This is a genomic window from Burkholderia sp. BCC1640 (genome assembly GCF_902833125.1).
In the GTDB taxonomy this organism is placed as follows: Bacteria; Pseudomonadota; Gammaproteobacteria; order Burkholderiales; family Burkholderiaceae; genus Burkholderia; species Burkholderia diffusa.
In genome coordinates this window covers 1-20,135 of sequence record NZ_CADFEF010000054.1, presented here as the reverse complement: position 1 = coordinate 20,135, position 20,135 = coordinate 1, and the positions used below count along the sequence as shown (strand labels likewise).

Genomic DNA, 20,135 nt, shown 5'->3' with positions numbered 1-20,135 from the left:
TCATGGTCATCGGGATCATCCCCAAACACCCTGCCTGAAAAACTAGCAGGATAGGTTGATTGCCCGGCTCAGTTTTCAGTCGGCGCGATCCCTACAAGTGGCTCAATTTCCGGTCGGCGTAAACATGCCATGAACGAAATTAAAGCATCCGACGGGGTTGCGTTTTTCAATCTCATCCTCAAAGGAAGAAAGCCAGCGCTTGTACTAGCTATAGGATGCGCGGTCCTGCTGGTCGGTACGAAGCACTTGCCCAAATGGCTGGCCGCAATGGCCTCAGATGTGCCGCAGCAATGGGCATGGGTTCCAGAGCTCGTGCTCGTGTGCTGCATAGCGGTCCTATTGCTGGACACGCTCGCGGCGATTTATCAGATGTTGAAACGGGCTGCTGCAAAACTGCGTATGACGCGGCTGGAACAACGCCCTTTGACCAACGCCGAGCACTACATCATGCAGGCTTGCTATTGGAAAGATGGCCAGTGGTTTCTCAACTACCCGCCGACAGCCGACGCCCCATCAAAGGTTCACCTAGATGAGGCGGCAGAGTCGCTACGCGAGCGCGGTCTAATCGAGTCCGTTTCAATGGACTCTGACTATGTCTGCTTGAGTGGGAAGGGGAGGCGCTATGTGCTTTCCCGGCTTCAAGACGACGGAGGAAAGAACACGGGATAGCCACACGTCTCCCACCTCTCACGCGATATAGCGCTCTAATGCGCGTGTTACCTGCTGCGCATCATGATGGCGTGCCCGCGAGAATCGGGAGGGCCACCGGGGGGAATTCCGTGGCGGGACTTTATCAGATACCCTCTCGGATTTTCCCGGCCAACATTTGAGACCGCTCGGCTGCAACTGCACAGCCCAAGCTAACCCTTCTTTCTTGCGTCTTGTTTTGCCATCGCCACGCGGAAGCCAATCACACCGTATGGCCCAAACCTATCAAGCGTGATACATGCGACATCGCTGAGCATCGCCACGTGCCGCGCAAATGCCTCAACCACCGAGGATACGGAATTTTCGTCAAAATCAGGGGAGAATGGTAATCGCTTGATAGCAATAGCTAACGGTGCCACGTCGATTGGCGCAATGTTTTCATGCAAGTTGTGCGCAATGCGATTCCTCACATTCCCCAGCACCTTCAATGCAGAAATCATCTCCGGAAGATATGGATGAAGTGATGGCTCTATTAATTTAATTTTCCTCTCAAATGACAGTCGAAGTTCAGAAAACGGGAGTCCGGGATAGCTCTTTTCAAGCAACCCATCAATGAAATGCTCGGCAACCAAATGTGCCGACACAACATGAGCCAGCCCTTTGTTTTGGGAATACGGCAACGCATCGTAACGCCTCCGAAACTCAATATACTGAGGATCATCAAGTGGATCATCATTATGCATACGGACTCCCCAGGGTATGTCATCACAATTTAAAACTTCATTTCCTCAACACCCAAGAAATCATTTTCTCGACCGAGATTCAAGAGTAGCCAAGAGAAACAGCGCCACCGACCCAGCAAGATTCACAGCAAGTTCCGCATGCCTCGGGGCAGGTTTCACCGCAACCTTTCCCTTTCCGTGAGAATCGCCGAGGCGATTGCGAACAGCACCGAGTCCCTCTACAACAGATGTACACCCACCAAGAATCTGTTTGAAGACCGGCTCCGTATGCTGACTAGGAGAGAGATTAAGAGCTTTTGCCGTCAGCCCATATAGCTTGTTGAGTTCTGGCGTCTCAGGATACTCCGTAGCCGTCTCATCAAGAATATACTTACAGACGCTCTCCAAAAGAGTCCGAGCACTTGTAATAGCTCCTTCTGGGTCCGTCTCGCGTCGTTCTAGTGCTTTAGTCCAAACGTTCTTTATGTACTGCGCATCAAACTTGTCAATTGCAGCAGATACGATTTGATCGGCCGGAGCGTTGCCGCCTGCCTCCAGGTAATCCAGTAGCGGTCGAAACTCATCCCAAATATATGTTCGACGCTCTTGGTACGTCGGAAACTTGTGCTTTATGAACTGCCAAAACTCCCCGATAGAGCGGCACGTCTTGACGAATCGGGGTACCAAATGCGCTAGGTCCGCCCTTTCCAGCAGATATGATCGTTCCGACCTGTAGTCTGGGTCTCGTCCGAGACCGCCAGTCGCGATATTGATCAGATGATTTTGCAGCCCTTCCACTGCATCGAATGCTTCGTCACTCACATCCGTTCCCCGGTTTGCTTTTATGCTTCGTGGAGGTTCAACTTTACTCGAAATAGCGCTGCTCAGCGAACGAGCTTGAAGCGGGCAGGATTCACATGAACACTACCAGTGCAGACTCAGCACAAGTGCTAAGGCGGATTCGTGATTCTAATTTCGAAGCTCGCACATGGCTCTCACCCAACTGAGTCCAGAAATAAGAAGGGCCTGCACCGACAAACTGCCGATGCAGGCCCTTCGAATTTGAATCAATCTCGCCTTAGGCACTCGGCCTTGTGCTATCTAGCAAGCGTCAGATGCATTGTCCCAACGGGACAATTCCGTGGGACAATCCGGGACACATGAAGGGCGGTCTTGGGACAAACCGGGGCAATTACTCCTGCCCCTGACTCGTCAGGAATTCCTCGTAATTGCCACCGAAGTCGAACAGGTTGCCGTCCGTCTTCACTTCGATGATCCGGTTCGCCAGCCCGCTCACGAATTCGCGGTCGTGCGACACGAAGATCAGCGTGCCTTCAAACTGCTCGAGCGCGATCTGCAGCGACTCGATCGACTCCATGTCCATGTGGTTGGTCGGCTCGTCCATCAGCAGCACGTTGTGGCGGCCGAGCATCAGCTTGCCCCAGATCATGCGGCCCTTCTCGCCGCCCGACAGCACCTTCACCGACTTCTTGATGTCGTCCGACGAGAACAGCAGGCGGCCCAGCGTGCCGCGCACCATCGTTTCGTCGTCGCCGTCCTTGCGGTACTGGTCGATCCAGTCCATCAGCGTGATGTCGTTCGGGAACTCCTCGTACGTGTCCTGCGGCATGTAGCCGACATTCGCGTTCTCGGACCACTTCACCGTGCCGTGATCGAGTTGCAGCGCGCCGAGCAGCGAACGCAGCAGCGTCGTCTTGCCCGCGCCGTTCTCGCCGATGATCGCAATGCGCTCGCCCGGCTGCACCGACAGGTTGAAGTTCTGGAAGATCGTGCGCTCGTACTTCTTCGTGATGTCTTCGGCGACCACCGCGACGTTGTGCAGCTTCTTCTCGAACTCGAAGCGAATGAACGGGTTCTGACGCGACGACGGCTTGAATTCCTCGATCTTGATCTTGTCGATCTGCTTCGCGCGGCTCGTTGCCTGGCGGGCCTTCGACTTGTTCGCCGAGAAGCGGCGCACGAAGTCCTGCAGCTCGGCCACGCGCTCCTTCGCGCGCGCGTTCGCCGCGGCCTGGCGCTCGCGCGCCTGTGCCGATGCGAGCATGTAGTCGTCGTAGTTGCCCGGCCAGACCTTCAGCGTGCCGAAGTCCATGTCGGCCATGTGCGTGCACACCGAGTTCAGGAAGTGACGATCGTGCGAGATGATGATCATCGTCGAGTTGTACTCGTTGAGCGTGTGCTCGAGCCAACGGATCGAGTTGATGTCCAGGTTGTTGGTCGGTTCGTCGAGCAGCAGCACGTCCGGCTTCGAGAACAGCGCCTGCGCGAGCAGCACGCGCAGCTTCCAGCCCGGCGCGACGTCAGCCATCGTGCCGTTGTGGAACTTCTCCTCGATGCCGATGCCGAGCAGCAGCGCGCCCGCGCGCGCCTCGGCGTCGTAGCCGCCGTATTCGGCGAACTTGCCCTCGAGCTCGGCCGCGTGCATGTAGTCGTCGTCGGTGGCATCCGGGTTCGCGTAGATCGCGTCGCGCTCGGTCATCGCGGCCCACATCTCGGTGTGGCCCATCATCACGACGTCGAGCACGCGCACGTCTTCATACGCGAACTGGTCCTGGCGCAGCTTGCCCAGGCGCACGTTCGGCTCCAGCGCGACGTTGCCGGCGCTCGGCTCGAGGTCGCCGCCGAGGATCTTCATGAAGGTCGACTTGCCGCAGCCGTTCGCGCCGATCAGACCATAGCGGTTGCCCTCGCCGAATTTGACCGAGATATTCTCGAACAAGGGCTTCGGCCCGAATTGCATCGTGATGTTGGCAGTAGAAAGCACGGCAGGTCCCGTAAGAGAGAAATCGACGGAAAACCGTGTATTTTAGCAGGTGTCGGAGAAACTGCCGACCGCCCCGTTCCGGCCCCGCCAGCCGGGCCGCCGCGCGCGGCGCCGGCCCTGCCCCGGACATCCTCACTTGCCGGCCTTCAGCGCCTCCTTCTGCGCCGCCTTGGCCTTCATCTGCCCGAACAGCTCCGAGCACGGCACGTCGCGGTTATTGCTCGGCGCGATCAGCGGAATCAGCGCCGCGAACGGGTTGATCAGGCCCAGCCCGACCATCGCGCCGGCGCGCAGCGCGAGCGCGCCGGCGTCGACGCCGACCTTCGGGTTCTTGAACGTGCCCTTCGCGTACAACGGCGAACGCAACGAGAAGACCCGGAAACCCTTCGTATGCGGATGGATCTTCAGATCGATCGATTCATCGCGCAGGTTGACCGGGCCGTCGACGTTGATCAGCGCGTCGTCCGTATCGAGCGCGAACACCTTCGGGTCGAGCATGCCGTCGTTCGCGACGAAGTCGATCGCCGCGCAATTGATGTTCACGTCGCGGGTGCCGAACAGCTTCTCGTAGACGACGTTCGCGACGTTCAGCCCCGCCGCCTCCATCAGCAGCAGGCTGATGCGGCCATCCGTGATGAGCGCCTTCACTTCGCCGGTCGACGTCGCCGCGAGCGCGGCCGGCGAGTTGCCGGTCGCCGACAGCGACGCGTCGCCGTTGATTTCGCCGAGCGCGGTCTGCATCACCTTCTGCGTCGGGAACAGTTGCTTCAGCCTCAAGTGACGCGCGGCCAGCGTAAAGCGGCCCTTGAGCGGCGTGCGGCTGCCGTCGAGATGCGCGTTGGTCGCGAGCGTGCCGCCCGCGACGCCGAACTGCAGCGGTTCGAGCGACAGCACGCCGTCCTGCAGCAGGATGTGCGTGTAAAGGTCGGTGATCGGCAGTTGCGGGCTCTTGATCAGCTTGCGCCCGGTGAACTTCACATCCGCGTCGATCGCGCTCCAGCGCTCGGTGCGGAACGTCGCGACCGGCAGCACGCGGTCCGGCGGCTGGCGCGTCGTATCGCCGCGCTTCGCCTTGCTCGTGGCCGAATCGGCGCCGATCACCGGCGCGAGGTCGGAGAACTGCAGCAGGTTCGACACGAGCTCGCCCGACAGCTTCGGCCGCGGCTCGCGCTGCGCCCAGGTGAGCGTGCCGCGGAGATCGCTGCCGCCGACGCGGCCGTTGAAATTCTCGTAGCGGAACGTGCTCGCGTGCTGCTTGATGTTGCCGATCAGGCGCCCCTCGGTCGCATACGGCGGCGTGTCCGGCAGCGTAATGCCGGTGATCTGGTAGAGGTGCGACATCGACGTGCCTTGCAGCCACAGACGCAGGTCGAGTGCCGCGAGATGCATCGGGTCGGTCAGCGTGCCGACGATCGCCAGCCGCGTGTCGCCGGCCTTCACGTCGGCCTGCAGCGGGAACGGCTGCGTCGCGTTCTCGATCGCCAGCACGCCGCCCACCTTGCCGGTGCCGCTGATCGGCACGTTCTTGTATCGGCCGTCGACCTTGAGCCCGAACGCATACGTCGGGCCGGCCGGCTTCGCAGGCGTAGCGGCACCCGACGCAGCGGACGCACCGCTCGCGCCGGATGCCGGCACGGCCGTGGATGCGGAGGAAACCGAAGTAGCCGGCGCGGCGGCGGAGGCACCCGACGCCGTTGCGGCGGACGCCCCGCTCGCGCCTTGCGCCGCCGACGCACCCGACGCAGCCTCGGCACTCGCCTGCGCGCTCAGTCGGGCGGCGCCGCTCTTGCCGACACGCTGCGCCGACGCCGCGCGCGACGTTTGCTCCTGCTCCTTCAGCACGTCGCCGAGCGGAATCGGCTGGCCGAGCGTATCGATCGCGACCGTGAGATCGGCCTTCGTGATCGCATCGCGATACGTGACGATGCCCTTCGCGAAACCGAAGCTGTCGAGCCGCACCTTCCACGGCGACGGCTGCGACGATTGCTTGAACTGGAAGGTCCACGTGTTGCGGCCGTCGGCGAGCCGCTCGAGGTCGACCGCGGGATTGACGACATCGATCGACGGAATGACGATTTCGTGCGCGAGGAGCGGAAGAATCGCGAGATCGAAATGCGCGGCATCGAGCGTGACGAACTTCGGCGCCTTTGCCCAGTCCGGGTTGCCGATCTCGAGTTGCGTGGCGGAGAAGCTCGGCCAGGGCACCCATGCGCGCCAGCCGGTCTCGCCGTCGGGGCGGCGCCAGCCGACCTTGAGATCGCCGTTGATCGCGAACGGGCGGCCAAGTGCGGTACTCACATGTTCGTTGACCCACGGTTTCGCGTGGTTCCAGTCGAACGTGAAAATGAAGATGCCGGCCGCCGCGATGATCAGTGCGACGATACCGACGATCCATGTAGCCGATTTGCCGATGGCTCGTGCTAGCGTCATGGCGGTTCCGTTGTTGTTCTGCAGAGTTTGCGCGCCATGTCGGGCCACTTGCGTGAGTGAACGGAGCACGACACCGGCGGCTTTTCAATAGGTATTATGGCGCACGCTGCAGTAACGCTTCGGCGCCATTAACGCTTTTTTTCATTTGTGACATGACAGTCCCCTCCGGTCTCATCGATGCGCAGCACATCACGCGCCGCGACGCCAGCAGCGGCAAGACGCTGCTGGCGCCGACCGACTTCAGCCTCGCCGCGGGATCGCGAATTGCTATCACGGGACCGTCGGGCTCCGGCAAGAGCGTGCTGCTGCGCGCGCTCGCGTTGCTCGACCCGCTCGACGGCGGGCATATCCTCTGGCGCGGCAAGCGGATCAGGCGCGGCGCGATTCCGCGCTACCGGCGCAGCGTCGCCTACGTGCGCCAGCGGCCCGCGCAGATGGACGGGACCGTCGAAGCGCAGTTGCGCTATCCGTATTCACTCGCGATCTATCGCGACGTGACGTTCGACCGCGCCCGCGCCGAAGCGCTCGCGGCACGCGCCGGTCGCGGCGCCGATTTTCTCGACAAGCGGGCGAGCGAACTGTCGGGCGGCGAAGCGCAAATCGCCGCGCTCCTGCGCGTGCTGCAGCTCGACCCCGACGTGCTGTTGCTCGACGAACCGACGTCCGCGCTCGACCCCGACTCGACGCGCGCGATCGAAGCGCTCGTCGGCGCCTGGTTCGACGCGGCTCCCGATGCACGCGCCTACATGTGGATCTCGCACGATCCGGCGCAAGCCGCCCGCATCGGCACGATGCGGCTCGTGATGCAGGCCGGCGTGCTGCACGCCGCGAACGCGATGGAGGCGCAGCAATGAGTCCCGCTCTGCAGGATCTGAGTCTCGTCGACGTTGGCATCGCCGCCGCGCTCGTCGCGGTCAACGGTGCGATCTCGGCCGCGCTGTCGCTCGGTCTCGGGCGCAAGCTCGCGCTCGCCGCCGTGCGCACCGTCGTGCAGTTGCTGGCGATCGGCTACGTGCTCGGCTGGGTGTTCGGTCATCCGCACTGGACCGTCGTGCTGCCGCTCACCGCGTTGATGACGCTGATTGCCGGCTTCGCGGGCGCCGGCCGCGGCAAGCGCACGTATCGCGGACAGCGCGTCGACAGCATCGCGTCGATCTGGTTCAGCAGCTGGTTCGTCGCGGCCGTCGGTCTGTTCGCCGTGATCCGCATTCATCCGTGGTACACGCCGCAATATGCGATCCCGATCCTCGGGATGATCCTCGGCAATACGCTCACAGGCGTATCGCTCGGCGTCGAACGGATGATGGAGGAACTGACCGCGCGACGCGACCGCGTCGAGACGGCACTGGCGCTCGGTGCGACGCGCTGGGAAGCCGCGCAGGACGCCGCGCGCCAGGCCGTGCGCGCGGGCATGCTGCCGACGCTCAACCAGATGGCCGTCGTCGGCGTCGTGAGCCTGCCGGGGATGATGACGGGCCAGGTGCTGGCCGGCCAGTCGCCGCTGCAGGCCGTGCGCTACCAGATCGTGATCATGTTCCTGATCGCCGCGGCGTCCGCGCTCGGCACCGTGGGCGCGGTGCTGATGACGTATCGCCGGTTGTTCTCGGCCGATCACCGCTTTCTTGCAACGCGGCTCGAGGAACGCGCGCATTGACCTGCGGCGCACGCGGCATCCGCGTGGCGTGCGGTCAGCGGGCGGCGCGGCGTTTGCCGATGGCCTGGCGCAACGCGGCCGTGACGTCGGCGTCGGGCGCCAGCCCGTCGACCGACGCGACGAGCCGCACCGCGCGAGGCGTCGTCACATAGGCCTGCGCACCGACGTAACCGCCGCTGCCGGCCGAGCGCGTCGTGACGACGAGCGCCTGCGGCGCACGCACGCCGAGGTCGGCGGTGAAGGCATCGGCGACGGTGCCGTCACGTGCATGCAGCACGCCGGTCACGTAGTCGTCCGTATCGAAGCCGGGGGCGGCATGCGCGGTCGAATACACGCGCACCGCGTAGCTGCCGGTCGAGCACGGTTCGAGCGCGCCGCTCGACACGACGGCGACCTGCTGTCGCGACGGCAGCTCGACCTTCTTCACGAAGCTGCAATCGTCGGCCGCCTGTGCATGGGCAGCAACGAACGCAGCAGCCGACAGCAGCACGCGCATGTAATGTTTCATCGGAATGTCGTTCGGGGAAGATGGAGGATGCCGGAAGAATAGCGTGACATCCGCGGGACGTCACGCAGGCCGCCTATGCGAATGACCGCGCTATCGGCGCGCGCCGGGCGTGACGAAGTCGAACATCGCTCAACGGAAAGGCCCGAAGACGCGCGCCAGGAAAACCGTCACGCGCGACGCTGCCCGGATCGCCCTGATGCGCATCGCGATCGTTGCGCGCGCACCGGACGCCTTGCCGGCTCGCGCGCCCCGCTCAGCGCTTGATCGACACCGTCACCTTCGTGCCGTCGCTCATCGTGACGGACTTCGACCCGCCATTGGTCGAAATCGACACCCACTTGACCTGACTCACCGACACCACGTCCGGGCACTGCAGCGACTTGCCGCCCGCGCTCACGTTGCGCGTGCCTTTCGGCGCGGCGGCCTGGAAGCTCATCTGCACGTTCGCGATCCCCTTCGCGTCGACCGACGGCGCGAGCCGCACCTGGGTCTGGCGCACCATCGCGCCGTTCGCGTCGCGCGGCAGGTTGTCGGCGTTCGGGCACCCGTCGGGCATCGCGACCGCGCCGCCGGGCGGCACCGACTTCCAGTTGAAGTCATCCGTTTCGCCCGAGCGGATCTTGCGGGTCTCCTGCGTATTGCCGAAGGTCTTCGAGTCGACCTTGACGGTGTATTCGAGCTGCCCCGTCCCGCCGCCCTTCAGGCTGCCCTTGACCGGCGGCGCCGCGAATACGCTCGCGCTGACGCACGCCGCCGCGAACACGACAGACCACGATGTGGCGACTGACAAGCTGCGTTGGCTCATGCTGACCTCCTTGTAATGCGGCGGCACGCGCGTGCCGCGCGGTTTTCGATGCATGATGCGTTGCCAGTCTACCGCCAAGCGGCATGCAATGCGCCGCAAACGCATCGGGTGTTACCCCGCTTGCGTTCGCGACGCCGTATCCCGTACGGGCGATGCCGCCTCTCGAGAAAACGCCGGGCGACCTCGGGTTTTCCGCCCCGACCTCGAGGTCAGAATCCGCTCAGCACCAGCTTGCCGATCGCGCGCCCGGCCTCGAGCAGTTGGTGCGCGCGCCGCAGGTTCGCGGCGTTGATGGTGCCGAGCTGCTCGCCGAGCGTCGTGCGCAGCGTGCCGCCGTCGACGAGCCTCGCCACCTCGCTCAGGATCTTGTGCTGTTCGACCATGTCCGGCGTCTCGAACATCGCGCGCGTGAACATGAACTCCCAGTGAAACGCGGCGCTTTTCGCCTTCAGCAACTCGACCGGAATCGGCTTCTCGTTCTCGACGATCGTGCAAATGCCGCCCTGCGGCCGGATCACTTCCGCCGCAGCAGGGAAATGACGATCCGTGTCGTTGAAGATCAGTACATAGTCGACGTTCGCATGACCGATCTCGCGCAGTTGCGCGGGCAAGTCGCCGAAATGGTCGACCACGTCGTCCGCGCCGAGCGAGCGCACCCATTCGGCCGACGCCGGCCGCGACGCAGTCGCGATCACGTGCAGCTTGCCGAGCGTCTTCGCAAGCTGGATCGCGATCGAACCCACCCCGCCCGCGCCGCCGACGATGAGCACCGACTTGCCCGCGTCCGCGCCCTGCGGCGACACGCGCAGCCGGTCGAACAGCGCCTCCCACGCGGTCAGCGCGGTGAGCGGCAACGCAGCCGACGCCGCGAAATCGAGCGAGCGCGGCTTGATCGCCGCGATCCGCTCGTCGACCGTGTGAAATTCGCTGTTCGCGCCGGGGCGTGTGATGCTGCCGGCGTAGAACACCTCGTCGCCCGGCCGGAACATCGTCACCTCGGCACCGACCGCGACGACCGTGCCGGCCGCATCCCAGCCGAGCACGCGCGGGGTCTCCTCGACCTGCGGTTTCGGCGCGCGCACCTTGGTGTCGACCGGATTCACGGAGATCGCCTCGACCTTCACGAGCAGGTCGCGCGGGCCCGGCACGGGTTGCGGCAGCTCCACGTCGACGAGCGCCTGCGGGTCGTCGATCGGCAGATAACGGGTCAGTCCAACGGCTTTCATCAGAAAACTCCTTCAGGGAATTCGGGCGGGCCGCGGCGCAGCCCCATGCCTGCCATCGTAGGCGGCCCGATCCTTCCAGAAAACCGCTATATTTCCTGAAACATTTTCAGGAATTTCAGAATAATGGCATCCGATCCGATTCTGGCCCCCGACAAGCCGCTCGACCTGCTCGACGTCGGCCTGTTCGTGCGCGCGGCACTGCTGGCGAACGTGAGCGCGGCCGGACGCGAGTTCGGCGTGTCGGCCGCGGTCGCAAGCGCGCGCATCGCGCAGCTGGAGCGCCAGCTCGGCGCGCGCTTGCTGCATCGCACCACGCGCCGCATCAGCCTCACGCAGGACGGCGAAATCTTCATGGCCCGCGCCGAGGCGCTGCTGTCGGCCGCCGACGCCGCGCGCGCGTCGGTCGGCCACGGCCGCAGCGAGCCGTACGGACGGCTGAAGGTGTCGATGTCGTCGTCATTCGGCCGCCAGCACGTCGCGCCCGTGATCCCCGCATTCCTGCGCCGCTATCCGTCCGTGTCACTCGACCTGCGGCTATCCGACGAGATCGTCGACCTCGTCGACGACGGCTACGACGTCGCGATCCGCCTCGGCGCGCTGAAGGACTCGACGCTGGTCGCGCGCAAGCTCGCCGCCAACCGGCGCGTGCTGTGCTGCTCGCCCGCGTATCTCGCCGAACACGGGACGCCGCGCCATCCCGCCGATCTCGCACAGCACGAATGCGTGATTCTCGGCGACCAGCGCGACTGGTCGTTCGTCACGCCGCAAGGCCCGCTCACCGTGCGCGTCGGCGGCCGGCTCGTCGCGAGCAACGGCGAGGCGATCCGCGAAGCGCTCGTCGACGGCTTCGGCATCGCGATCAAGTCGACCTGGGACGTCGGCCCGCTGCTCGCGAGCGGCGCGCTCGTCACGGTGCTCGACGATTATCCGTTCGCGAACGACGTCGCGATCTGGGCCGTCTACCCGAGCCGCGCGCACGTGCCGCTCAAGACGCTCGCGTTCATCGCGTTCCTGGCCGAACATTTCGGCGATCCGCCTTACTGGGATGGCGCGGGTGAACGATAGGCGCCATCCCGTGAGCGGAGCTTGCGGCGGCGCCGGCCGGGCATCCGCGGCGATCCGGTCGCGCCCTGACACCAACCGGCTACAATGGCGCGTTCGCGACGCGACGGCCCGACGCCGGACGGGGCCCGCGTTCGCAGGCGGCCGCATGCCGGCCGCGCACGCGTTTCATTCGCTTCCAATCATTCCGTCATGACCCACAACCTCGTCATCCAGAGTCTCGCGCCGTTGTCGGACGCGCATCACAAACCGCTGCTGGCGCTATCGCGCGGCACCCGCATCGTGCAGACCGACGATCACGCGCTGCGTATCGAAAACGCAAACCCCGCGCAGCGGCTCGACATCGACGCGTACTGCGGCACGCACGCGCTCGACTTCGGCTTCGTCGAAGCCGGCCGTACGCTCGGCGAGTTCGGGCTCGTCGTGATGGACATGGATTCGACGCTGATCACGATCGAATGCATCGACGAGATCGCCGATTTCTGCGGGCTGAAGACGCAGGTTGCGGAGATCACCGAGGCATCGATGCGCGGCGAGATCCGCGACTTCAACGAAAGCCTCACGCGTCGCGTCGCGCTGCTCGCGGGGCTCGACGCGCAGGCGCTCGAGCGCGTGTACGAGGAACGGCTGCAATTGTCGCCGGGCGCGGAGACGATGCTCGCCGGCGTGAAAGCCGCGGGACTGAAGACGCTGCTCGTGTCGGGCGGCTTCACGTTCTTCACCGAGCGCCTGAAGGCGCGCCTCGGCCTCGACTACGCGCACGCGAACACGCTCGAGATCGTCGACGGCAAGCTGACCGGCAAGGTGCTCGGCGAAATCGTCAACGCGGACGTGAAGGCGCGCATGCTGCGCGATACCTGCGCATCGCTCGGCCTCGAGCCGAGCCGCGCGATCGCGATGGGCGACGGGTCGAACGATCTGAAGATGATGGCCGAAGCGGGGCTGTCGGTCGCGTTCCACGCAAAGCCCGTCGTGCGCGATGCGGCCACCGTCGCATTCGACCACGTGGGCCTCGACGGGCTGCTGCGGCTGTTCTGATTTCCGGTCTGCGCACGCCGTCCATGAAAAAACGCCCGCGCGATATTGCATCGCGCGGGCGTTTCGTTTTTCCGCTGCGGTTCCGTTATCGGCCGAGCGTAGCCTGCAGCGCGCGCTCGATGTCCGCACGCAGGTCGGCTTCGTCTTCGAGACCGACGTAAAAGCGCACCAGCGTGCCGCGATGCGGCCACTGCGCACGCATCGACGCCACGTCGTAAGGCATCGCGAGGCTGCATGCACCGCCCCAGCTCCAGCCGATCGCGAACAGCTCGAGCGCCTCGACGAAACGATCGATCTGCTCGCTGCTGTAGCGTTCGTCGAACACCACCGAGAACAGCCCGCCCGCGCCGGTGAAGTCGCGCACGAACGATGCGTGCCCCGGACAGTCCGGCAGTTGCGGATGCAGCACGGCGGCGATTTCCGGCCGCGCCTTCAGCCATTGCGCGAGCGCAAGCGCGCTCTTGCTGTGCGCATCGAAGCGCACCTGCATGTTCGGCAGGCTGCGCAGCACGAGCGAGCAATCGTCGACCGACACGCCGATCCCGCAGCGCATCCGCGCGAGCTTCAGTTGCGCGTGCAGTTCCGCGTTCGCGGTAATCGTCGCGCCCATCAGCACGTCGCTGCCGCCCGATTGATACTTGGTCAGCGCCTGCACCGAGATGTCGACGCCATGCTCGAACGGCTTGAACGCGAGGCCGGCCGAATACGTGTTGTCGATCGCGGTGACGACGCCGCGCGCCTGCGCGACCGTCGTGATCGCGCGCACGTCGGGCACTTCCATCGTCACCGAGCCCGGCGCCTCGATCCAGATCAGCCGCGTGTTCGGCTGGATCAGGTCGGCGATGCCCGCGCCGACGAGCGGATCGTAGAAGCGCGCGGTGATGCCGAAATCCTTCGCGAGCCAGTTGCCGAAATCGGCGTTCGGCCCGTAGATGTTGTGCGGGATCAGCACGTCGTCGCCCGCCTTCACGATCCCGAAATAGACATTCATGATCGCCGCGAGGCCCGACGGCTGCAGCAGCGCATGCGTGCCGCCCTCGATCTCGGCGAGCCGCTGCGCGAGCGCGAGCGATGTCGGCGTCGCGTGCAGCCCGTAGCGCCACTGGTTGTCGTTGTGCCAGACCAGCGCGCGCATCGTCGCGAGATCGGGGAACACGACCGTCGATGCCCGCGCGACCGGCGGGACGAACGAGCGGAAGCCTTCCGGAATGATGTCGTCGGGTTGAACGATGCGGGTCTGGAGTGCGCGCTTCGGATTGGATGCAGTCATGGCAGGAGGCCGGGGGAAAGGCCGTTCGGTTGCGGAATGTGTCGCTAGATTAGCCAAAATCGGCGCGCTTGGCCCGGTACAATGCGCGCCGCGCGCACCGAGCCAGCGCGCGCTCAGTCGTCGGTGCGCAGGTTGACGATGCCGCCGACCGTCTCGATTTCCCGTATCCGGCCGTCGCGCACCTGCAGCGCCGCGCGCTTGCCCGGCGCCAGACGCAGCACGACGGGCTGCGGATCCGATTCGTCCGAGTTCATCCGGTCGGCCTTCAGGTCGCCCGTCGCGTCGAAGCGGCCGATCCACACGCCCGTGATGTTCGTGCCGTCGTTCGATTCCTCGATTTCGAGCGTGTCGCCGTCGCGATCGCCGGCGAGCAGCACGACCTCACCCGTGTCCGCGAACTGGTATTCGCCGTGCACGCCTTCCTCGTCCGTCTTCGGCCCGAGATGCACGACGATCGGCCGGTCGCCGAGCGTGCCTTCGTAGCGCGGCAGGCGGGCGAATTCCGGATTCGGCCGCAGCGGCCGCGCGGGTGTCGCTTCATCCTGCTGCACGCCCGGCGCGGCGGCCTGCGCCGCGACCACGCCCGGCATCGCGAGGCCCGCCGCCAGCGCACCGGCGACCACCAGCGCACGTTGCCATTCCGAATATCGACCCACCTTGTGTTGCTCCTTGCTTCAGATTCGCTCGAAAAAACACGGCGACATGCTGCCTGCCGCCGATGGTCGTCGTCACGCGCGCGTAGCGATCGCGCGTGCGCAAACACCGATCGCGGTACGCACGCCGCTTGCCACCTTCACGTTGCATGTCGCCCGTCATCCAGGGATTGCGGATGCGTGCGTCATGCGAGCGAGGTCACAACCGGCGTGCGTGATCCGCGTCAGCCCTGCATCAGGCGTTCCACCGCCTCGCGGCGCGGAATCGGCGCGACCGCGCCGTAACCCGTCGTCGACAGCGCCGCGGCCGCGTTCGCATAACGCGCCGCTGCGAACGGATCGTCGCCCGCGACGATCCGCGCAACGAACGCGCCGCCGAAGCAGTCGCCCGCGCCCGTCGCATCGACGGCCTCGACCGCGAAGCCCGGCACCACACGCCGCTCGTTCGGGGTCGCCACGTACGCGCCTTCCTTGCCGAGCTTCAGCGCGACGACCCGCGGCCCGTGTTCGAGCATCGCGTCGACGATCGCGTCGCGATCGTTCGCGCCCGTGAGCGCCGTGACGTCGTCCCAGCTCGGCAGGCAGATGTCCGTCTGGCGCAGCGCCTCGCGCATCACCGCGCGTGCGCGCGGCAGCGGCCACAGCTTCAGGCGCAGGTTCGTATCGAAGCTGACCTGCGCGCCGTTGCCGCGCGCGTGGTCGATCGCCGCGAACGCAGCGTCGCATGCGGCCGTGCTGATCGCGAGGCTGATGCCCGACAGGTGCACGGCCTTCGCCGCGGCCAGCGCATCGAGCGGCAGGTCGGCCACCGCGTAGCGGCTCGCTGCGGAGCCCGCGCGCAGATAGTCGAACTGGTGGCCATCCGCGCCGTGCGTGACGAAATACACGCCGGTCGGCGCCGAGCGGTCGATCCGCACGTACGTCGTGTCGACGCCCTCCGCCGCCCACATGTCGGCCAGCAAGCGGCCGAACGGATCGTCGCCGATCGCCGACACGAAGCCCGTCGACGCGCCCTGACGCGCCGCGGCGATGCAGAAGTTCGACGTGTCGCCGCCGAAGCCCTGCAGGAACTCCGGACGCCCCGGCTGCGACTGGTTGAATTCGATCATCGCCTCACCGAGCGCGAGGATCTGCGGAAACGCTGCGGTCATCGCTTAGACCTCGCCCCACAGGTCGTGGCCGTCCGCGCCGGTGATCTTCACCGACACGAAATCGCCGACCTTGTAGCGCTTCGACGCCTTCGTCGCCGGTTCGACGTAGACGACCCCGTCGATCTCCGGCGCATCCGCCGCCGTGCGGCCGATGCCGCCTTCCTCGCTGACTTCGTCGATCAGCACCTTGAGGGTCTTGCCGACCTTGCGCTGGATGCGCCGCGCCGACACTTCCTCGGCGACTTCCATGAAGCGCGCGCGGCGTTCTTCGCGAACGTCATCCGGCAGTGCGCCGTCCAGGTCGTTCGCGGTCGCGCCTTCGACCGGCGAATAGGCAAAGCAGCCGACGCGATCGAGTTCCGCCTCGCGGATGAAGTCGAGCAGCGTTTCGAACTGCTCTTCCGTCTCGCCGGGGAAGCCGGCGATGAACGTGCTGCGGATCGTCAGGTCCGGGCAGATCTCGCGCCACTTCTGCACGCGCTCGAGCACCTTCTCGGCGTTCGCCGGGCGCTTCATGCGCTTCAGCACTTCCGGATGCGCGTGCTGGAACGGCACGTCGAGATACGGCAGCACGTGGCCCTTGAACGGGCCTTCGGCCATCAGCGGAATGACTTCGTCGACGCTCGGATACGGATACACGTAGTGCAGGCGCACCCATGCGCCGTACTGCGCGGCGAGTTCGCCGAGCGCGGCGACCAGGTCGGTCATGCGCGTCTTGATCGGCTTGCCGTTCCAGAAGCCCGTGCGGTACTTCACGTCGACGCCGTACGCGCTCGTGTCCTGCGAGATCACGAGCAGTTCCTTCACGCCCGACTTGAACAGGTTCTCCGCCTCGAGCATCACTTCCGCGACCGGACGCGACACGAGATCGCCGCGCATCGACGGGATGATGCAGAACGTGCAGCGGTGGTTGCAGCCTTCGGAGATCTTCAGGTATGCATAGTGGCGCGGCGTGAGCTTGATGCCGGCGGCCGGCACGAGGTCGACGAACGGATCGTGCGGCTTCGGCAGGTGCGAGTGCACGGCCTGCATCACTTCGCCCACCGCGTGCGGGCCGGTGACGGCGAGCACCTTCGGGTGGACTTCCTCGATCAGGTTCGAGCCGCTGGCGCTCGACTTTGCGCCGAGGCAGCCGGTGACGATCACCTTGCCGTTCTCGGTCAGCGCTTCGCCGATCGCGTCGAGACTTTCCTGCACGGCTTCGTCGATGAAGCCGCAGGTGTTGACGACGACGAGGTCGGCACCGTCGTAGGTGCCGGAGATTTCATAACCTTCGGCGCGCAGTTGGGTGATGATTTGTTCGGAGTCGACGAGCGCCTTCGGGCACCCGAGGGATACGAAGCCTACTTTGGGGGACTGGGACATCTGGAATGTGGGGGCGTGGCGGCAAAAGCGTGAGTTTACAGCTATTTATGGGTCAGGGAGGCAAAACCGGCGCTCAAGACGCCGTGGATGGCACCCTCAATACCCAGCACGCCCCGGCGGAACCGGCAGCTGATCCAGCCTTTCAGACCGGCGACGATGAAACGATGAATGCGATCACCGCCCGTCATGCACGACAATCGCCCCCGGCCTCACCCCGCCCCTATGCGAAAATCGCAACATCCGCTCTCTTCACTTACCCAACAGGCTTCGCATGACCACCCACATCACGATCGAATTCACCGAGCACGCCGCCGAGACCATCGGCGAGCAGACCAGCACCAGCTTTTCCTATGACCAGGGCGCCCACGTGCCGCAGCCGGGCGACTTCGTCGAACTCGAGAATTCGCGGCAGACGTTTCTTGTGATCGGCCGGGTGTTTTCGCTGAAGGCGAACTACTGCGCGGTGAAGCTCGTGCTCGACCTTCCTCCCGCGGACGATCACCAGGATTTCGATCCGGCACTTTGAGCTAAGCCGGCGAACGCGCAGGCTTTGCCGCTGCGCGTTGTGACGCGGCCCGACGCAACGGCGATCGGCCGCACTGGCACAAACGCACGCCGTGCGGCGCGACACGCCCGGGTGTCGATTTGCTGATGACTCTCTGGAATTAGATAAAGGCGACCGGACCACGATCGCACCGGCCCCCACGCGAGGGCACAGGCATTCGGTGCCGACGATCAGGAACGACCGTCGGCAACATCTTGCGCCAGCGGCCAGCGGCCAGCGGCCATCGTCGTGCCCGAGCACACGATCGGCCGCATCGCACCGCCGCGCATCGCGGCGCCAAGCCAGGCGTCGGGCGGCGGGTGCCGCCGCGACCGGCCTGCCGCGCAAGCGTTACTTCTTCTCCGGCTCCGGCGCGCCCGGTTGCTTGAACGGGAACGTGCTGAACATCGACTTCGCCTGGTTCTGCATCTGCTCCTGCATCTGCACGAACATGTTCTTCGACTGCTCGATGTAGCTCGTCATCATCCCTTGCATCATCGGCGCCTGCATGTTCATGAACTGCGACCAGACTTCCGGATTCATCGCATTGCCTTCGTAAAGGTTCTTCGATTGATCCGCGAGCTTGTTCTGGATGTCGATGAACGCCTGGATATTCTTTTCCAGGTACGTGCCCATCATGCCCTGCATCGCATGACCGTAGAAACGGATGATCTGCGACAGCATCGACGACGAGAACATCGGCACGCCGCCACTCTCTTCCTCGAGGATGATCTGCAGCAGGATGCTGCGCGTCAGGTCTTCGTTGGATTTCGCGTCGACGACCTTGAAGTCCTCCTGTTCCAGCACGAGCTGCTTGACGTCGGTCAGCGTGATGTACGTGCTCGTCTCGGTATCGTAGAGCCGGCGGTTCGGGTACTTCTTGATGAGCCGCTCGGCCGTTTTCTTTGTAGTAGTCATGTAACGCCTTTGGGTGCAGCGTAGCGCAAGTGACAAATCCCCGCCTCCCGGATCCGGGAGGCGGGGGCCTTCGGAAACGCCGGGCCGCGCGGCCGAAGCGGCCCGCGCAGCCGGACGTTCAGCCCATATGCAGGCCGCCGTTCAGCGAGAAGTCGGCGCCCGTCGCGAAGCCGGAGTCGTTCGACGCGAGCCACGCGACGATCGAACCGATTTCCTCCGGCGCGCCGAGACGACGCACCGGGATCGTCGCGACGATCTTCTCGAGCACGTCCGGACGAATCGCCTTCACCATGTCGGTGCCGATGTAGCCGGGCGACACGGTGTTGACCGTCACGCCCTTCGTTGCGACTTCCTGCGCGAGCGACATCGTGAAACCGTGGATGCCGGCTTTCGCGGTCGAGTAGTTCGTCTGGCCGAATTGCCCCTTCTGGCCGTTCACCGACGAAATGTTGATGATCCGGCCCCAGCCGCGCTCGACCATCCCGTCGATCACCTGCTTCGTCACGTTGAACAGGCTCGTCAGGTTGGTGTCGATCACGGCCGTCCAGTCTTCATGCGTCATCTTGCGGAACACGACGTCGCGCGTGATGCCCGCGTTGTTGACCAGCACGTCGATTTCGCCGACTTCGGCCTTGACCTTGTCGAACGCTGCCTTGGTCGAGTCCCAGTCGCCCACGTTGCCTTCCGACGCGATGAAATCGTAGCCGAGCGCCTTCTGGTCCTCGAGCCATTTCACCCGGCGCGGCGAGTTCGGGCCGCAACCCGCGACCACCTTGAAGCCGTCTTTCGACAGACGCTGGCAGATGCTGGTGCCGATGCCGCCCATCCCGCCCGTTACGTACGCAATTCGCTGAGACATAAATCTCACTCCATTTTTTGGTTTCGAGAGCCGCCGGAGGCCCCCTCTGACTTCACGTAACGCCGGCCGAAGCTGCAATCGGCCGGCGCCCGGATTGGTTTGGCCGTGACGGACGACCGGTTACGGACGCTCGACCGCAAGCGCGACGCCCATCCCGCCGCCGATGCACAGCGACGCCAGCCCGCGCTTCGCGTCGCGCTTGACCATCTCGTGCAGCAGCGTCACCAGGATCCGGCAACCCGACGCGCCGATCGGGTGACCGATCGCGATCGCACCGCCGTTCACGTTCACCTTCGATGTGTCCCAGCCCATCTGCTTGTGCACCGCCAGCGCCTGCGCCGCGAATGCCTCGTTGATTTCCATCAGGTCCAGGTCGCCCGGCGTCCAGCCCGCTCGCTCCAGGCAGCGGCGCGATGCCGGCACCGGACCCATGCCCATCACGCTCGGATCCACGCCCGCGTTCGCGTATGCCTTGATCCGCGCGAGCGGCGTCAGGC

General features: G+C 64.9%; 20 protein-coding genes and 1 pseudogene. 6 read left to right on the top strand and 15 right to left on the bottom strand.

The features are described 5' to 3' along the window. The first annotated feature begins 129 nt into the window (after nt 1-129). Nucleotides 130-669: a hypothetical protein gene (locus HWX25_RS31580; RefSeq protein WP_175912493.1), complete on the top strand. Its 540-nt coding sequence runs from the start codon at nt 130-132 to the stop codon at nt 667-669. 191 nt (nt 670-860) lie between these two features. On the opposite strand, the gene HWX25_RS31575 is transcribed toward HWX25_RS31580, so the two are convergent. The 4 genes from HWX25_RS31575 to HWX25_RS31560 form a co-directional block, all read right to left on the bottom strand. Then, complete coding sequence (locus HWX25_RS31575; RefSeq protein ID WP_175912492.1) at nt 861-1,391, bottom strand: hypothetical protein; 531 nt, start codon at nt 1,389-1,391, stop codon at nt 861-863. Between the two features lie 60 nt (nt 1,392-1,451). Continuing rightward, a complete protein-coding gene (locus tag HWX25_RS31570; RefSeq protein WP_175912491.1) occupies nt 1,452-2,192 on the bottom strand; it encodes an abortive infection family protein in 741 nt (246 codons plus the stop codon). 370 nt (nt 2,193-2,562) lie between these two features. After that, nucleotides 2,563-4,131: an ABC-F family ATPase gene (locus HWX25_RS31565; RefSeq protein WP_244138821.1), complete on the bottom strand. Its 1,569-nt coding sequence runs from the start codon at nt 4,129-4,131 to the stop codon at nt 2,563-2,565. A 156-nt stretch (nt 4,132-4,287) separates the two neighbouring features. Then, entirely contained in the window at nt 4,288-6,585 is a 2,298-nt protein-coding gene (locus HWX25_RS31560; protein WP_175912487.1) for an AsmA family protein, read from the bottom strand. A gap of 152 nt (nt 6,586-6,737) precedes the next feature. Here HWX25_RS31560 and HWX25_RS31555 point away from each other — a divergent pair, with 152 nt between their 5' ends. Next, nucleotides 6,738-7,439: an ATP-binding cassette domain-containing protein gene (locus tag HWX25_RS31555; protein ID WP_175912485.1), complete on the top strand. Its 702-nt coding sequence runs from the start codon at nt 6,738-6,740 to the stop codon at nt 7,437-7,439. Next, the gene (fetB, locus tag HWX25_RS31550) at nt 7,436-8,239 is read left to right on the top strand and encodes an iron export ABC transporter permease subunit FetB (protein WP_175912483.1); all 804 of its coding nucleotides are present in this window, start codon (nt 7,436-7,438) and stop codon (nt 8,237-8,239) included. Before HWX25_RS31555 ends, fetB begins: the two co-directional genes overlap by 4 nt. Before the next feature lie 34 nt (nt 8,240-8,273). Here fetB and HWX25_RS31545 read toward each other — a convergent pair whose 3' ends face one another. The 3 genes from HWX25_RS31545 to HWX25_RS31535 form a co-directional block, all read right to left on the bottom strand. After that, the gene (locus tag HWX25_RS31545) at nt 8,274-8,747 is read right to left on the bottom strand and encodes a PliI family lysozyme inhibitor of I-type lysozyme (protein ID WP_175912481.1); all 474 of its coding nucleotides are present in this window, start codon (nt 8,745-8,747) and stop codon (nt 8,274-8,276) included. Nucleotides 8,748-9,000: 253 nt separating this feature from the next. Next, the gene (locus tag HWX25_RS31540; protein WP_175912479.1) at nt 9,001-9,552 is read right to left on the bottom strand and encodes a DUF6013 family protein; all 552 of its coding nucleotides are present in this window, start codon (nt 9,550-9,552) and stop codon (nt 9,001-9,003) included. Between the two features lie 209 nt (nt 9,553-9,761). Further along, nucleotides 9,762-10,778 (bottom strand): zinc-binding alcohol dehydrogenase family protein, encoded by a 1,017-nt coding sequence (locus tag HWX25_RS31535; RefSeq protein WP_175912477.1) that lies wholly within the window; start codon nt 10,776-10,778, stop codon nt 9,762-9,764. Nucleotides 10,779-10,901: 123 nt separating this feature from the next. Between HWX25_RS31535 and HWX25_RS31530 the strand changes: the two genes are divergently transcribed. Further along, nucleotides 10,902-11,843 (top strand): LysR family transcriptional regulator, encoded by a 942-nt coding sequence (locus HWX25_RS31530; RefSeq protein ID WP_175912475.1) that lies wholly within the window; start codon nt 10,902-10,904, stop codon nt 11,841-11,843. Nucleotides 11,844-12,032: 189 nt separating this feature from the next. Further along, nucleotides 12,033-12,878 (top strand): phosphoserine phosphatase SerB, encoded by an 846-nt coding sequence (serB, locus tag HWX25_RS31525; RefSeq protein ID WP_059524213.1) that lies wholly within the window; start codon nt 12,033-12,035, stop codon nt 12,876-12,878. Nucleotides 12,879-12,963: 85 nt separating this feature from the next. On the opposite strand, the gene HWX25_RS31520 is transcribed toward serB, so the two are convergent. The 5 genes from HWX25_RS31520 to HWX25_RS31500 form a co-directional block, all read right to left on the bottom strand. Next, nucleotides 12,964-14,148 carry a cystathionine beta-lyase gene (locus tag HWX25_RS31520; protein ID WP_175912473.1) on the bottom strand — a complete coding sequence of 395 codons (1,185 nt, stop codon included), beginning with the start codon at nt 14,146-14,148 and terminating at the stop codon, nt 12,964-12,966. A gap of 113 nt (nt 14,149-14,261) precedes the next feature. Then, nucleotides 14,262-14,804: a hypothetical protein gene (locus HWX25_RS31515; protein ID WP_175912471.1), complete on the bottom strand. Its 543-nt coding sequence runs from the start codon at nt 14,802-14,804 to the stop codon at nt 14,262-14,264. Nucleotides 14,805-15,025: 221 nt separating this feature from the next. Beyond that, complete coding sequence (locus HWX25_RS31510; RefSeq protein ID WP_175912468.1) at nt 15,026-15,952, bottom strand: sugar kinase; 927 nt, start codon at nt 15,950-15,952, stop codon at nt 15,026-15,028. 3 nt (nt 15,953-15,955) lie between these two features. Then, on the bottom strand, nt 15,956-17,317 hold the full coding sequence (rimO, locus tag HWX25_RS31505) for a 30S ribosomal protein S12 methylthiotransferase RimO (RefSeq protein WP_174913031.1): 1,362 nt from the start codon (nt 17,315-17,317) through the stop codon (nt 15,956-15,958). A 41-nt stretch (nt 17,318-17,358) separates the two neighbouring features. Next, nucleotides 17,359-17,505: a hypothetical protein gene (locus HWX25_RS31500; RefSeq protein WP_175912466.1), complete on the bottom strand. Its 147-nt coding sequence runs from the start codon at nt 17,503-17,505 to the stop codon at nt 17,359-17,361. A gap of 83 nt (nt 17,506-17,588) precedes the next feature. Here HWX25_RS31500 and HWX25_RS31495 point away from each other — a divergent pair, with 83 nt between their 5' ends. Then, entirely contained in the window at nt 17,589-17,843 is a 255-nt protein-coding gene (locus HWX25_RS31495) for a hypothetical protein (RefSeq protein ID WP_059537455.1), read from the top strand. 369 nt (nt 17,844-18,212) lie between these two features. Here the strand turns inward: HWX25_RS31495 and phaR are convergent, their stop codons facing one another. The 3 genes and pseudogenes from phaR to HWX25_RS31480 all read right to left on the bottom strand — a co-directional run. Beyond that, on the bottom strand, nt 18,213-18,779 hold the full coding sequence (phaR, locus tag HWX25_RS31490; RefSeq protein WP_011549704.1) for a polyhydroxyalkanoate synthesis repressor PhaR: 567 nt from the start codon (nt 18,777-18,779) through the stop codon (nt 18,213-18,215). Between the two features lie 118 nt (nt 18,780-18,897). Then, complete coding sequence (locus HWX25_RS31485; protein WP_059537451.1) at nt 18,898-19,638, bottom strand: 3-ketoacyl-ACP reductase; 741 nt, start codon at nt 19,636-19,638, stop codon at nt 18,898-18,900. A 120-nt stretch (nt 19,639-19,758) separates the two neighbouring features. Then, nucleotides 19,759-20,135: pseudogene (locus tag HWX25_RS31480) on the bottom strand (acetyl-CoA C-acetyltransferase); the annotation flags it as partial.